Here is a 14,527-nt window from a genome sequence, read left to right as displayed (position 1 = left end):
TTCTGTGTATGACGTCCAGTGACACACATCTCAGTAGCGGCTTGGTGGTCGTCGGTGGCACTCGAACTCAACTCGCGAAGGGAGTGCGCGCATGACGCACTACGACATCCTCGTCATCGGCGCCGGCATATCCGGCATCGGAGCGGCGATCCGGCTGAAACAGAACGGCATCGAGAATTTCGTGATTCTCGAGAAGGGCGACGCGCTCGGCGGGACCTGGCGCGACAACACCTACCCGGGCTGCGCGTGTGACGTACCCTCCGCTCTGTACTCCTATTCCTTTGCCCCCAACAGGGAATGGTCTCGCCTGTTCGCCGGGCAGGAGGAGATTCGCCGCTACATCGAGCGGACGGCCGGCCACCACGGAATTCCAGGACACGTGCAGTTCGGAACCGAAGTGCAGCGCGCTCAGTGGAACGAGGACACCCGGCGATGGACGGTCGACACCACCGCCGGAACCTTTACGTCCGACGCAATCATCGCCGCGGCGGGACCGTGGAACGAACCGCTCGTCCCCGACGTCCCCGGACTGGACACCTTTCCCGGTGAGGTCTTCCACTCGTCCCGCTGGAACCACGACTTCGACCTCACCGGTCGACGCGTCGCCGTCGTCGGAACCGGGGCGTCCGCGGTGCAGTTCGTTCCCGCGATCCAACCGCACGTGGCGGAACTGCACCTTTACCAGCGGACGGCGCAGTGGGTTCTACCCAAACCCGATGTCGCACTGCGCGGCGTCGAGCGCGCCGTCCTGCGCCGGGTTCCCGGCGCGATCCGGGCGTTGCGGCGGGTCGAGTACACCATCATGGAGTCGCTCGGACTCGGGTTCCGGCACCCCTGGATTCTGAAGGTGGTACAGCAGATCGGTAAGGCACAGTTGCTGGCCCAGGTGCGTGATCGCGAACTCCGAGCGTCCCTGACGCCCGATTACACGCTCGGGTGCAAGCGCCTGCTGATGTCGAACACGTACTATCCGGCGCTGACGCAGCCGAACGTGGAGGTGCATGCCAATGCCGTTGCGTCGGTGCGTGGGAACGTGGTGGTGGGCACCGACGGCGAGGAACGGGAGGTGGACGCCATCGTCTTCGGCACCGGCTTCCACATTCTCGACATGCCGATCGGGGCGCGGGTTTTCGACGGCGAGGGCCGCAGCCTCGACGATCACTGGAAGGGCAGCCCTCAGGCGTATCTGGGCACCACCGTCGCGGGCTTCCCCAACGCCTTCGTCCTGCTGGGACCCGCGCTGGGCACCGGCCACACCTCGGCATTCATGATCCTCGAGGCGCAACTCGACTACGTGCTGCAGGCGCTCACACACGCCCGCAGCAGGGGGTGGAGCCGGTGGGAACCGCGCCGAGAGGTGCAGGACGCCTTCAACGCGCAGGTGCAGAAGGCTCTGGCCACCACCGTCTACAACGCGGGTGGATGCCAGAGCTACTTCCTGGACGTCAACGGGCGCAACAGCTTCAACTGGCCGTGGTCGACCGATCGAATGCGTCGCCGCCTCGGCCGTTTCGACGAGGCGGCGTACGAGGTGACGTGCGAACCTGCGGTTACAGCGACTTCGCGATGATGCCCTTCATCACCTCGTTGGCGCCCGCGTAGATCTTCTGGACGCGGGCGTCCTCGTACATGCGGGCGATGAGATACTCGCGCATGTAACCGTAGCCACCGTGCAATTGAACGCAGCGGTCGATCACCTCGCACTGTTTCTCGGTGAGCCAGTACTTGACCATTGCCGCCTCGGACGGGTCGAGTTCACCACGCAGATGCGCCTCGATGCAGTGGTCGAGAAACACCTGGCAGGTGCGCGCGATGGTCTGGCATTCGGCAAGCTCGAACGCAGTGTTCTGGAACTCGAACAAGCTGTGACCGAACGCCTGCCGCGACTTCGTGTACGCCACGGTGTCTTCGACCGCACGCTTCATCGCACCCGAGGCCTGCGCCCCGATGATCAACCGTTCCTGCACCAACTGGGCCATCAACTGCCCGAAGCCCTGCCCCTCAGACTCACCGAGCAGACTGTCGACGGGTATCCGCACATCGGTGAAGGACAACTCCGACGTGTCGGCACCGTGCTGGCCCACCTTGTCGAGGACGCGTCCGACGGTGAAGCCGGGACAGTCCCGCAGATCGACGATCACCAGCGACACACCCTTGGCGCCGGCCTTCGGATCGGTCTTGACGGCGAGGACGATCATGTCGGCGGACGCCCCGTTGGTGATGAACGTCTTCGAACCGTTGATCACATAGTCGTCGCCGTCACGGATGGCCGTGGTTTTGATCGCCTTCAAGTCGGAACCGGCGCCCGGCTCCGTCATGCCGATCGCACCGAGGATTTCCCCGGTCGCCATGCCCGGCAGCCACGCCTTCTTCTGCGCTTCCGAGCCGTACGCGACGAGGTAGTGCGCGACGATGCCGGAGTGCACCGAGATGCCGAACGCGAGGTCACCGGCGTAACCCTGGGCCTCGAACACGGCAAGGTCGTGGGCGAACGTGCCCCCACCGCCGCCGTATCCCTCGGGCACGGAACAGCACAACAGCCCGAGCTGACCGGCAGTGTGCCACACAGATCGGTCGATGCGATGTTGCGCGTCCCACTTGTCGTTGTGCGCGACCACCTCACGTTCGAAGAACCCGGTCGCGAGCTCGGACAAGGCCCTTACTTCGTCGTCGTGCCACGACGGGACGTGCTTCTTCATGTCCGTACGCCTCAGACTCGACGGAACAGCGCGGCGAGGGCCTGTCCCCCGCCGATGCACATGGTGACGATGCCCAGCTCGAGGTCACGGCGGACCAGGTCCTTGGCGACCCGCAGGCTCAGGATGGCGCCGGTGGCGCCGACCGGATGCCCGAGCGCGATCGCCCCGCCGTACGGGTTGGTCTTTTCCGGGTCGAGCTTGGCGTCCCGGATCACCGCGACCGCCTGCGAGGCGAACGCCTCGTTCAGCTCGATCACGTCGATGTCGCCCGGGGTGGTGCCGGTCTGCTCGAACAGCTTCTGGAGCGCCAGAACGGGGGCGTACCCCATCAGAGCCGGGTCCATCGCCGCGGTCGCGACGGCCTCGAGCGTGACGAGCCCGGTCAGGCCCTTCTCGCTGGCGGCGGACTGGGTGGCCAGCACCAGGGCCGCGGCGCCGTCGTTGATACCGGACGCGTTGCCCGCGGTCACCGAGCCGCCCTCCTCGAACGCCGGACGCAGCTTCGCGAGGGTTTCGAGGGTGGTGCCGGGCTTGGGGTGCTCGTCGACCTCGACGGTGATCGGACGGCGCCCGCTGATCGCGACCGGGGTGATCTCCTCGGCGAACGCGGCCTTCGCGGCGTCGGTGGCGGCGCGGCGCTGGGACTCGACAGCGAACTCGTCCTGCTGCTGCCGGCTGACGTCGTACTTGCGGGCGACGGCCTCGGCGGTGCGGCCCATGTGGACACCACCGAACGGGTCGGTGAGAATCGCGACGGTGCCGTCGACGAGCGAACGGTCACCGAGCTTGTACCCCGACCGGGCACCGAAATCGTAGAACGGCATCCGCGACATGCTCTCGTCGCCGCCGGCGAGGGCGAAGTCCACCCCACCCCAGCGCATCTGCTGCGCCGCCGACCACACCGCTTGGAGGCCGCTGCCGCAGAGGCGGTTGACCGTGTAGGCGGGGGTGCTCTCGGGAAGTCCGGCGGCCAGCGCGACCCGGCGGGCGTTGTAGGCGTCCGGGCCCACCTGACCGATGCAGCCCATGACCACCTCGTCGATGTCCTCACCGGCGACCCCGGCCCGCCCCAACGCGGCCCGCGCCGCGGTCGCACCCAACTCGTGCGCGGGCACGCCGGCGAGCGTGCCACCGAAGCTGCCGACCGGCGTCCGCGCGCCGTCGATTACCACGATCGGTTCAGAAGAATTCATCAGATGCCCTTCCGTCTTGCTCCCGGTCCGGGGAGATAGTAGGACATCAAAGTAGCGCGCCCCTCGAAACGGGTGTCGAGTGACCTGTGGGATTCCCCTCCGCGGCGAGCACGGCGAACCCACCGCGTCGACGAACTTCGTCGCCTTTATACTGGCTGACCATCGGCAATGCCCAGCGCGTCGTTTGCGCGGCAAGCATGCGGGAGCGCTCGGAGAAGCGCACGCCGGAGTTCACCCATCGCTAGGCGCCACAGGCAACGATCGCCCGGCACGGGGCGCAGGTGCAGGGCGTCCCATTCGTCCAGTGCCGAGTCGGGGCCCGCGACTTGCCCCGCCTCCTGCTGACCTCCTGCGACAGACTCCCGATTTCTATACGGTGGGGTGCTCCGTTCGATCCTGCCCCTGTTCCACCACCCAGGCGGCGATTTGAGCGCGCGAAGTGAAGCCGAGTTTGGCAAGTACGTGCTCGACGTGCCCCTGGGCCGTGCGCTGCGAAATGACCAGCTTTTCGGCTATAGCTTTGTTCGTCATACCTTGCGCAACCAGGCCGGCAACTTGCCGCTCCCGCTTCGTCAGTGCGACTGCCGAAGTGGTTGGCTCATGCTGAGGAGGACGCTTTCCGAGCGCGTATGCTACCGCAGCGGCGAAGTCGAGATTTCTACCTTCCTGGTTGGCGGAATTGAAACTTCGCTCACCCAGGTCACGGCGGGCCATACTTACGCAATTGTCGTGATAGTGGCTCAAGTTGGGAAAAATGACAGTCGAGCTTCCAACCGATTGAACTAGCGATTCTGCGGCCGCCATGAGTGTGACAGCTCGTCCGGGGTCGCGGTTGCTTTCGGCAATCCATGCGAGCGCTTCCAGGCAAGTTGCGGCAGTGAGTGGGTCGTCTACCTCGTGGGCTAGTTGCAACCCCTCTTCGAGTAGGCTCGTGGCTCTTGCGCTTTCGCCATGCCGCCACACCGCCACGCCTAGTGCCCATAGCGCGTAGGACCTGTAGACGGATTCACCATGCGATGTGGTGGTCGCGAGAACTCGTTCGTAGCACTCGATCGCTCGTCGGGTATCACCGCGCAGTTCGTATGCCCATCCGAGTGTGTAAGTAGCGCCGACCTGAAGCGTGAGTTCTACCTGGTCACCGAATGCCGGCACCGCACGTTCGAGCAATGAGCAAGCGCGGTCTTGATCGCCGTTGAATAGTGCGAGGAGTCCCTCGGCGTGTGCAATGAGTGCGTGCGCCATGGGGTCTGTCAGCTGGTTGGCCATGGCCTGGCCCTCTTCGATAAGCGCGTTGCTCGCCGGCAGGTCACCCTGCACTTCGGCGAGTACGCTGTTTGCGTACAGCGCCTTGACGCGGTCCGCCGTCGGTAGTCCAGTTTGGTGTGCAAGTAGGCGGTCCAGCCAGTGTCGGCCTTCGTTGAAGAGGCCGCCCGATGACCAGAACATGAACAGGGCGGTGGCGATCCTGAGTCCTACGTCGGGGTCACCGGCGTCGGACAGACTGAATTCCATTGCTGCGCGCAGATTGGGGCGTTCTCGGTCGAGTCGGGAGATCCAACCGACTTGTCGTGGACTGATCCAGTCCGTTTCTGCGTCGATTGCCAGCTGACGGTACCAATCGCAGTGCCTGACCGACAATTCCGTGTATTCGCCTGCAGCGTGCAGCTTCTCGCGTCCGTAGTCGCGTAGTGTTTCGAGCAATCGAAATCTGACCACCGAGGCGAGGGTCTCAGATATGAGAATCGACTTGTCGACCAGCGAGGCGATTGTATCGATCAGTGCATTGGACTCGGCGATGTGTCCGCAGATTTGTTCTGCCGCATCGAGTTCGAATGAGCCGGCGAACACTGATAGTCGTGCCCACGCCACTTGTTCGCGAGGTGAGCAGAGTTCATAGCTCCAATCAACGCATAGTCGTAGCGTCTGCTGGCGCGTCGGCACGTCTCTGCCCGATCTCGACAGTATCTCGTACTTGTCTGTCAGGCGCTCCAGTACTTGGTCCACTGACATGGCACGGAGACGTGCGGCGGCCAGCTCGAGAGGCAGGGGCAACCCATCGAGGTGCTGACAGATTTTGGCGACCGCGATCCGATTGTCTTCGGTCAATTCGAAGGTCGAGTCGGCGGCTGCCGCGCGCTGGGCAAATAAGGTCACCGCGTCGTAGCGGGGCAGCCCACGCAGCGGCGGGTCGTGCTGTGCGTTGGGAACGGTAAGGGGAGGGACTCGGAGCACAGCTTCACCACTGATGTCGAGGATCTCCCGGCTGGTAGCGAGTACGTGCAGTCCCGGGCATGCGCGCAGCAGCGTCTCGACGAGGGTAGCTGCCGCATCCACGACTTGCTCACAGTTATCGAGGATGAGTAAAAGTCTCCGTGCGGCAACGAAATCGATCAGTAGGTCTTGCACGGGGCGTGTGGACTGGTCCCTCAGTTCCAACGCGTTGGCCACCACATCAGCGAGTAACGACTCATCTCGCAGTTCCCCGAGTTCGACCAGCCATACGCCGTCGGCAAATGCGCGTCGCGCCTCGGCGGCAGCTCGTAATGCAAGCCGGGTTTTGCCTACGCCCCCGATCCCGGCCAAGGTGACTAGACGCGCTGTCGAGAGCAGCTTCTTTACTTCGGCCAGTTCTTTGCGCCGACCGACGAAGCTCGTGAGCTCCAGTGGCAAATTCCCGTTCGCATGCCGTGACGGCGTCCGAGGGTGTGGCTTCTTGTGGTCCCCGGCATCTTGGTTATCGGGTGTCTTGCTGTTCTTCGCGGCCTCGGGTTTCCCTTGCAGAGCCATGTCGTCGATTGGGTAGCCCAGTTGATGCTGCAGGTCTCGGATCCCTTCGCCGAATGCCGCAGCTGATTGCGGGCGGTGCGTGGGATCACTTGCCATTGCACGTTCGATGACCGCGCAAACGGCATCCGGAATACCGTGCTCGCGCAGGTCCGGCACAGGCTGGGTTGTGATTCTCAGGAACTGCGCGACGACCTGTTCTCCACTGTGGCGTTCGAATGCTGCGTGCCCGGTGATCGCGCAGAAGAGGGTCGCTCCGAGACTGTAGATGTCCGAGGCGAGGGTGGGCGGGTCTCCGCGTAAAACTTCCGGTGCAGTGAAGGCGGGCGACGCCGTGACCGTGCCGGTTGCCGTTTCGAAGCCCCCCGAGATGCGAGCGATTCCGAAGTCCGTCAGCGCTGGCTCACCGTAGTCGGTGAGCAGGATGTTGGCCGGTTTCACGTCGCGGTGAAGTATGTGAAGGTGGTGGGCAGTTTCGAGGGCGCCCGCCATCTTCACGCCGAGACGCAGTGCTTCCGCAAGGTTGAGGGCGCCATGACTTCGGATTGCGGCTTCCAGTGACTCCTGCGGATGGTAGGGCATCACGATGTACGGACGACCACTGGCGGTAGTGCCGACTTGGAGGATACTGACGATGTTCGGATGACCTGTCAGTCGGCCCATGGCGCGCTGCTCACGGAGGAAGCGGGCACGGTTTTCTTCGTCGAAGTCGGCCGTCAAGACCTTCACGGCGACGGTCCGGTCGAGGGCCGGCTGCACGCAGCGGTACACGACGCCGAATCCGCCGCGGCCGATCTCCTGCCCGTCTTCGAATCCGACAACCTCGAGCTCCGACGCGACAGTTACGGTCACGTCGCGCTGTGTCTCGCGCGGATCGTTCATCCACTTCACCTCTAACGCTGCAGTCTCACGATATCGCGCAAGAGATGACTGCACCGCACTCGACCGAGGTTTGTCTGTGCTGTTTGGAAGTGGTGACCTCGCGCTTCGCGCCCGTGCGCCTTTGTGGTTGTTCCAGCTACCACAAAGGCGCACGGGCGGCGGAGCCGCCTCAGCTCAGGCGTTCGAGGACCATGGCCATGCCCTGCCCGCCGCCGACGCACATGGTCTCGACGCCGAACGTCTTGTCCTGCTCACGCAGGTTGTTGAGCAGGGTGTTGGTGATGCGGGCACCGGTCATACCGAACGGATGACCCAGGGCGATGGCGCCACCGGAGATGTTCAGCTTGTCCTCGTCGATCTTCAGCTCACGGGCCGAACCGAGGACCTGGACCGCGAAGGCCTCGTTGATCTCGAACAGGTCGATGTCCGAAACACTCTTCCCGGCCAGCGCGAGCGCCTTCTTGACGGCCTCGATCGGGCCGAGACCCATGATCTCGGGCGACAGACCCGACACACCGGTCGACACGATCCGGGCCAGCGGAGTCAGGCCCAACTCCTTGGCCTTGGTGTCGGACATGATCACCAGGGCGGCGGCGCCGTCGTTGAGCGGGCAAGCGTTGCCGGCGGTGACGGTGCCGTCCGGCCTGAATACCGGCTTCAGCTGGCTGACGGCCTCATAGGTGGTGCCGGCGCGCGGGCCGTCGTCGGTGCTGACGACGGTGCCGTCGGGAAGGGTGACTGGAGTGATCTCCCGCTCGAAGAACCCGTTCTTGATGGCCTCCTCCGCCCGGTTCTGCGACCGCACACCCCAGCGGTCCTGCTCCTCACGGCTGATGCCGGTGGCCGATGCCACGTTCTCGGCGGTCTGACCCATCGCGATGTAGACGTCGGGCAGCAGGTCGTCCTCACGCGGATCGGTCCAGGCGACGCCGCCCTCGGCGAGCTTGCCGGTCCGGGCCTGGGCGTCGGCGAACTTGGGGTTCTTCGTGTTGGGCAGACCGTCGGCGTTGCCGGTGACGAAGCTCGACACCGACTCGACACCGCCCGAGATGAAGACATCGCCCTCGCCGGCCTTGATCGCGTGCAGCGCCATGCGGGTGGTCTGCAGCGAGGACGAACAGTACCGGTTGACGGTCACACCGGGCAGGAAGTCGTAGCCCAGCTGCACGGCGACGACGCGGGCGATGTTGAACCCGGACTGCCCGGCCGGCTGACCGCAGCCCAGGAGCAGGTCGTCGATCTCGGTGGGATCGAGTTCGGGGACCTTCGCCAGCGCCGCGGCAACCATCTGCGTCGTCAGATCATCCGGGCGGATCGACTTCAACGAGCCCTTCATGGCCCGACCGATCGGTGAACGTACTGCAGAGACGATTACTGCCTCGGGCATCAATAACTCCTTTGTCAACTACAGGGTCAGAACTCAGTCGGACTACTGCGGACGTTTGACTCGACGAGCGTGTGGCGTGTTTGCGCTGAGGAGCGCGGTCCGCTGCAAGTGCGCAGGATCAGTTCAGCGCCAGGCCCTCATGGTCGAACGCCGGATCAACGTTCACTGGCGGGGGCCACCTCGTAGCGGTCGATGATCGATCCGTCACCGGCAAACGCTTCGGCGACCATCTGGTGGCCAAGGAACTGGGCGTCATCGGATTTGTACACACTCGCGCAGGCACCTTGGTCCCACTCGATCCTTCGCAAACTCTCGGCGATGGCTTCGTGGTTGGAGACCGTTCCCGCCTCCTCCATTGCCGCGGCGAGTAGGCGAACAGCGTCGTACACGTGGGTTGCGGACGCTGTGGGGGTCATGCCGTACCTGGCCTGGTACCCGGACGCGAACGTCCGTCCGATTGCGCTGTCTCCAATCGATGGCGCACATGGTGTGACCGCGTTCAGCGGGCGTCGTGCGGTGTCGTCCACGAGGTTGCCGGCCACGACGAGCGGACCGGAGTTACCAGAAATTACGGGGGTCTGAATTCCGTTCTGGTTCATTTGATTGAGTTGCAGTGCCAGGACATTGGGGAAGGTCCAGGAGAGGATGACATCCGAGTCACGCATATCGAGGATTGTTCCTGTGAGGTCTGTGGCTGTCGGCGGCACGTAGCGGACGGTGCCGAGTTCCAGGCCCGCCGCTTCAATGGCATCGATCGAGTTCGTTGTCGAGACGCGGCCGAATGTTTCGTCTGTGGCGACGATTCCGATTCGCTTTCCGCCGAGTTTGCGGGCAAGAGCAACTGCGTTGGTAGCTCGCGCGGTGTCATCGGGATTGATGGAAAAGAGCCATTCGCTTCCCGACTCCGCCCCGCGAGCGAGTTTGCCGTCGCTGCTGATGTGAACCATAGGGATTGCAGCCGCATCGACATCACGTGTGAGGGCCTCCAGTGATCCGCCGCCGGGGAACCCGATAATGGCACTCGGGTTCTCGTCGACCGCCTTGAGGTAGGCAGTTCTGGCAGCTTGGGGGTCCGTGACGGATGCGGGAATCCGTTCATATTTCAGAGGTTTTCCCAGTACGCCGCCCGCTGCGTTGACGTCGTCGACTGCCATCTGGGCGCCGTTGTTGTAGTCGTTGAGAGCGTTCGGTGAGTCTCCCTTGATCTCGATGAGACCCACGATGGAGGCCTGATCCGAGCTTCCGGCGTCCGAGGTTTCGGCGCTGCACGAGACCATAGCCATGGTCACAGCAACGGCGGGTGCGAGCATCCAACTGCATCGGGTGATTCGGCGGACTCTATCTGCATTCATGGGCAGCTCTTCCTACTTCTCGGTCATCGGCGGCAATCGGTCCTCACCAACATCGCCGACGTCTATGTCTGTTTGTCCTAGGTAGCTGGCGAGAACAGTTTTTCGATCAGTCAGCGCGCTGGACTCACCGTTCATCACGACGCGACCTTCGGCTAGGACGTACCCTCGCCGCGCCAATGCCAAGGCATCGGAGGTGTTCTGCTCGACAACCAGAATCGTGGTCCGACCGGCAATTTCCCGCAATGCCCGGTAGACGGTCGCTACAACCGACGGCGCCAGGCCCAAGGATGGTTCGTCGAGAAGAAGCAGGCGAGGAGCCGCAACGAGGGCGCGTCCCAATGCGACCATCTGTTGTTCGCCCCCCGACAGTGCAAAACCTTGCCGCTTCCGCATGCGGGTCAACGCGGGAAAGAGGTCATAGACGTCGTCGTAGCTGTACAGCGCCGGTCTACTCCCCCGTGCATGGGCACCGATCTGCAGGTTCTCGTGCACCGAAAGGGTGGGGAAGACGTGTCGCCCTTCCGGTACGTGGATCAGTCCGACGCGGCTGAGGAACGCCGGCGGCCGATTATCGATTGTCTCACCATCGAACTCGATGGTTCCCTCGTACGGAACCAGTTGCGAGATGCTGCGCAGCAACGAGGATTTTCCTGCACCGTTCGGTCCGAGCAGGCAAACCACTTCGTTCTCCGCGATGCTCAGGTCGACACCGCGGATCGCGTGGGTGGCCGTGTAGTGAACATTGAGGTTCGAGATTTCAAGCATCTGGCGCCGCTCCAAGATACGCGTCGATGACCCGGCTGTCGGCCCATACTTCAGCTGGACTGCCCTGTGCGATAAGCCGGCCGATCTCGAGTACCAGCACTCGGTCACAGAGGGCATCGATGAAGTCGATCTTGTGGTCGACGACGATGATGGTCGTACCCTCCTGCCTGATCTGCATCAGAAGATCGCGCAGAGTCAGAGTCTCTGCGTCGTTGAGCCCGGCGCTCGGTTCGTCGAGCATGAGCACACGGGGACCGGCAGCAAGTGCGCGTGCCAATTCCAGTAGTCGCTGCTCACCGTAGGTGAGCTCGCGCGCGGATCGATCCTCCGATCCAGCCAGCCCGACACGGTCAAGGTGGTGAAGGGCATCGTTCATGCGGCTTGTTTCGGCGCGCCACATCCGTGACCGGTGGAACCATGCGGCAAAGAGGGACCGACCGTTGGTGTCGTCGGCTCCGAGCATCACGTTATCCAGGCAGCTCAGTTCCGGGCACAGTTGCGGAGATTGGAACACCCGTATCAACTTCGCGCGACGGGCTTGTACCGGGTGCCCAAGGGTGATCTCGTTACCTGCGACACTCAGGCGACCGCCAGCTCGGACCACCCCGCTGAGAGCATTCAACAGGGTGGTCTTGCCACTTCCGTTTGGCCCAACCAGGCCTACGATCTCGTTCTGGGCAACCTCGAACGACACATCGTCGACGGCGACCACGCCACCGAAGCGGACGGACAGATTACGCGCACTCAGCTCCGTGGTTTTCGCAGTCATGATTCGACCGATCTGCTGATGATTCGCACACGGTGAGATTTGAGGGAGTCGACGATTCCGATGAGCCCGCTCGGGAAGACTAGGATGACGACCAGAAGCAGGACTCCGTAGAGGATGGACATGTACTGCTCGAGTCCGGCGAGCAACTCCGGGACGGCCACGTAAAAGGCCGCACCGATGAGGACCCCCCAATGCGACACCAGTCCCCCGAGGATGACCATGAGGAACAACCCGATTCCGAGGTTCAGACCGAACGAATCGACTCCGATGAATCCTTGCCAGTGCGTGATCAATGCTCCTGCGAGTCCACCCACGGCAGAACCAGCAACGAAGGTCGTCATGCGCAGCGCATCAACGGGCACACCAAGGGTTTTCGATACTGTGGGCATATCACGAACTGCTGTGAGATCACGGGTAAGCGGGGATCGTTTGACCCACACAGCGAGGAGAAGCAGCAGCGCCAACACTGACGCAAGCAGCCAGAACACCTGGCCGTCGGTTCTCAGTTCCTGCCCGAAGACGACCGGATAGCCGATTCCCGTGATGTTCCCATTCGTACCGGTGAACGACGATGTCTTGCCGAACAGCACTACCCCGATTTCAGTGACGGCCAGTGTGCCGAGCGCGAAGTAGAAATGCTCGGCACGCCAGAGAACTACTCCCACCGCGAAGGCGGCCACCGCTGTCACGACCATCGCGCCCAGCACGCACCCGAGAAACCCAACGCCGTTACGGTCGAAGAAGGCGGTGGTGTATCCACCCAGTGCCATCATGAATGTCTGGGAGAACGCGAACCTTCCCCCCAACGCGAAGATCCAGTAGAAGCCCAGCGCAGCAATCGAGTACACGAGCCACAAGTTCACAAGATTGGTCGAACTCCCCGTTGTGACAGCTTGTGACACAGCCAGTATCAGCAGCATCACCACGGCAAGAGTTGTGTACTGGCCTCGCTGACGCACGCTGCTTGCCACTCGCATCAATCGATCTGTCGTCACAAGCGCACCACCGTTCGACCGAGAAGACCCTGAGGTCGCAGCCCGAGAATGGCAAGCATCGCAACGTACGGCAGGATCGAAGCGTAGTCCTGAAGGACATAGCCGCCGATGAGGTACTGGATCGTCCCGATGAGCAACGACCCGAGGAGCACGCCCCACAAGTTGCCGAAGCCGCCGAGAACAGCCGCCGCGAACGCCGCCAGCATGATCGTGAACCCGAAATTCAGGTCGAGACTCGACAGGGGCGCTACCAATATCCCGGCCAGCGCCGCAAGCCCCGCAGACAAGCCCCACGCGACAAGGCTGATTCGGCCGGTGCGGACTCCATACATTTCCGCGGTCTCAGGGTCGCTCGCCAGGGCCCTCAGCTGACGACCGAAACTGCTGTAGCCGAATATGTACATCACTGCTGCGATGCACAGTAGCGCCACGACGAGGATGAGGATCCGTTGGCCGGCAATGGGTGCACCCAACACCGTTACGACCTGGCCGTCCGCTGGGGAGGGCAGTCGCTGCGGCGTGCTGCCCTGCCATAGTGAGATGAACGCACGGATCACCAGGGCTGCAGCCAGAGTGGCGATCAGGACGGTGAGATGTGGTCGGCGTCGCAGAGGGGCATACGCCAGTCGCTCGAGGCCCATACCGATAAGGAACATGATGCCAACCGCGAGCACGTATCCGACGACGGGAGTCGAGTCGAGGTCGGTAATGAACCAGAGCGCGATGTAACCGCTCAAGGTAATCAGGTCCCCGTGAGCGAAGTTGACTACGCCGGTCGCCTTGTACAGGACCAGGAATCCCAAGGCGGCCAAGGCAAGGACCGCGCCGTACGCGGCGGCGCTGAATGACAGCGCGACGAGAGTATCCACCTCACTCCTTACTTGAACAAGTGCTTGGTTGGTCAATGTAGGTGCTGCTTTTCCCAATGTCAACGCATCAACCGCTATAGACCCGTCCGTCAACCTCGCCGATTTGCTCTTTTTGGCAGTGACTGCCAGTATTTTACTCGTGCCTTCAACCGGACAGCGTGCTCGAAACGCGATGAGAACGCGGGAAGTCCTCGCCCAGACCGCCGTCGAACTATTCCTGCAGGACGGCTTCGATGCGATCACGGTCGAGCAGGTCGCCGCAGCGGCAAACGTGTCGCCCCGCACCACCTATCGCTACTTCCACACAAAGGAAGGCCTGGCACTGGCGCTTCTCGCAGACCTGGACAACCGCTTCCTGCAGATCGTCCAAGCCCGACCCCACGACGAAGCACCTCTGGAAAGTCTTCGGCATGCGTTGGCCGAAGCCTGGGCATGGCTGGAATCATCCGGCCAATCCGAGACTTACCTCGCACTGCAGGCCTTCGTCGAGTCCCACCCAGGACTGATGGCGGCGAACCTCCAGCGCGGCTACAACCAGGAAGAACTCCTTGTCGCAGCCTTGGAAACACGACCGGTGTTCCGGTCCAGCGGTGACCTCGGGCCGCGATTGGTCGTTGCGGCCTTCGCCGGCGCCTCGCGAGTCGCGGTCACGACGTGGCGCCGGTCGTCCGGCACCGTCCCAATGTTGATCAACACCCTCGACACGTGCATCGCCTCCCTGCTGCCGGCACTGCAGTCTGCGAGCGAACCCCCACACGTGCGCTGAACCAACCACCCTGAGAAGGAAACGCCCCGCGTGACTACCACGGGAAGTAAGCTCCCATTGCCAACC

11 protein-coding genes are annotated in these 14,527 nt (G+C 63.1%); 2 read left to right on the top strand and 9 right to left on the bottom strand.

Annotated features, from left to right (window positions below; genetic code table 11):
• Positions 1–91: 91 nt before the first annotated feature.
• Complete coding sequence (locus tag ACH49N_RS26115) at positions 92–1,570, top strand: NAD(P)/FAD-dependent oxidoreductase (RefSeq protein ID WP_358277501.1); 1,479 nt, start codon at positions 92–94, stop codon at positions 1,568–1,570.
• Here ACH49N_RS26115 and ACH49N_RS26110 read toward each other — a convergent pair.
• From ACH49N_RS26110 to ACH49N_RS26070, 9 genes are all read right to left on the bottom strand, one after another.
• Entirely contained in the window at positions 1,551–2,699 is a 1,149-nt protein-coding gene (locus ACH49N_RS26110) for an acyl-CoA dehydrogenase family protein (protein ID WP_358277499.1), read from the bottom strand. The genes ACH49N_RS26115 and ACH49N_RS26110 overlap by 20 nt on opposite strands.
• Positions 2,700–2,710: 11 nt before the next feature.
• Positions 2,711–3,892: a thiolase family protein gene (locus tag ACH49N_RS26105; RefSeq protein WP_358277497.1), complete on the bottom strand. Its 1,182-nt coding sequence runs from the start codon at positions 3,890–3,892 to the stop codon at positions 2,711–2,713.
• A 369-nt stretch (positions 3,893–4,261) separates the two neighbouring features.
• Positions 4,262–7,558 (bottom strand): protein kinase, encoded by a 3,297-nt coding sequence (locus tag ACH49N_RS26100; protein WP_358277558.1) that lies wholly within the window; start codon positions 7,556–7,558, stop codon positions 4,262–4,264.
• A gap of 169 nt (positions 7,559–7,727) precedes the next feature.
• Positions 7,728–8,945, bottom strand: a complete 1,218-nt coding sequence (locus tag ACH49N_RS26095) for an acetyl-CoA C-acetyltransferase (protein WP_358277043.1) — start codon at positions 8,943–8,945, stop codon at positions 7,728–7,730.
• Between the two features lie 155 nt (positions 8,946–9,100).
• Positions 9,101–10,297 carry an ABC transporter substrate-binding protein gene (locus ACH49N_RS26090; RefSeq protein ID WP_358277045.1) on the bottom strand — a complete coding sequence of 399 codons (1,197 nt, stop codon included), beginning with the start codon at positions 10,295–10,297 and terminating at the stop codon, positions 9,101–9,103.
• A gap of 12 nt (positions 10,298–10,309) precedes the next feature.
• Positions 10,310–11,077 (bottom strand): ABC transporter ATP-binding protein, encoded by a 768-nt coding sequence (locus ACH49N_RS26085; protein WP_358277047.1) that lies wholly within the window; start codon positions 11,075–11,077, stop codon positions 10,310–10,312.
• Entirely contained in the window at positions 11,055–11,831 is a 777-nt protein-coding gene (locus tag ACH49N_RS26080) for an ATP-binding cassette domain-containing protein (protein ID WP_358277049.1), read from the bottom strand. Before ACH49N_RS26080 ends, ACH49N_RS26085 begins: the two co-directional genes overlap by 23 nt.
• Positions 11,828–12,751, bottom strand: a complete 924-nt coding sequence (locus ACH49N_RS26075) for a branched-chain amino acid ABC transporter permease (RefSeq protein ID WP_397504795.1) — start codon at positions 12,749–12,751, stop codon at positions 11,828–11,830. Before ACH49N_RS26075 ends, ACH49N_RS26080 begins: the two co-directional genes overlap by 4 nt.
• Positions 12,752–12,822: 71 nt before the next feature.
• A complete protein-coding gene (locus ACH49N_RS26070; RefSeq protein WP_358277051.1) occupies positions 12,823–13,695 on the bottom strand; it encodes a branched-chain amino acid ABC transporter permease in 873 nt (290 codons plus the stop codon).
• A gap of 139 nt (positions 13,696–13,834) precedes the next feature.
• Between ACH49N_RS26070 and ACH49N_RS26065 the strand changes: the two genes are divergently transcribed.
• Positions 13,835–14,461, top strand: a complete 627-nt coding sequence (locus tag ACH49N_RS26065; RefSeq protein ID WP_397504792.1) for a TetR/AcrR family transcriptional regulator — start codon at positions 13,835–13,837, stop codon at positions 14,459–14,461.
• The last annotated feature ends 66 nt before the right edge of the window (positions 14,462–14,527 follow it).

The organism is Rhodococcus sp. NPDC019647 (assembly GCF_044389235.1).
GTDB classification, from domain to species: domain Bacteria; phylum Actinomycetota; class Actinomycetes; order Mycobacteriales; family Mycobacteriaceae; genus Rhodococcus_F; species Rhodococcus_F oxybenzonivorans.
The sequence above is the reverse complement of the archived record's forward strand: the minus strand, read 5'-3'. Positions and strand labels throughout refer to the sequence as shown.

Coding starts and splice junctions, on each gene's coding strand:
- ACH49N_RS26095 (WP_358277043.1), bottom strand. CDS start 8,945: ATGCCCGAGGCAGTAATCGTCTCTGCAGTACGTTCACCGATCGGTCGG.
- ACH49N_RS26110 (WP_358277499.1), bottom strand. CDS start 2,699: ATGAAGAAGCACGTCCCGTCGTGGCACGACGACGAAGTAAGGGCCTTG.
- ACH49N_RS26115 (WP_358277501.1), top strand. CDS start 92: ATGACGCACTACGACATCCTCGTCATCGGCGCCGGCATATCCGGCATC.
- ACH49N_RS26080 (WP_358277049.1), bottom strand. CDS start 11,831: ATGACTGCGAAAACCACGGAGCTGAGTGCGCGTAATCTGTCCGTCCGC.
- ACH49N_RS26075 (WP_397504795.1), bottom strand. CDS start 12,751: ATGCTGCTGATACTGGCTGTGTCACAAGCTGTCACAACGGGGAGTTCG.
- ACH49N_RS26105 (WP_358277497.1), bottom strand. CDS start 3,892: ATGAATTCTTCTGAACCGATCGTGGTAATCGACGGCGCGCGGACGCCG.
- ACH49N_RS26100 (WP_358277558.1), bottom strand. CDS start 7,558: ATGAACGATCCGCGCGAGACACAGCGCGACGTGACCGTAACTGTCGCG.
- ACH49N_RS26090 (WP_358277045.1), bottom strand. CDS start 10,297: ATGAATGCAGATAGAGTCCGCCGAATCACCCGATGCAGTTGGATGCTC.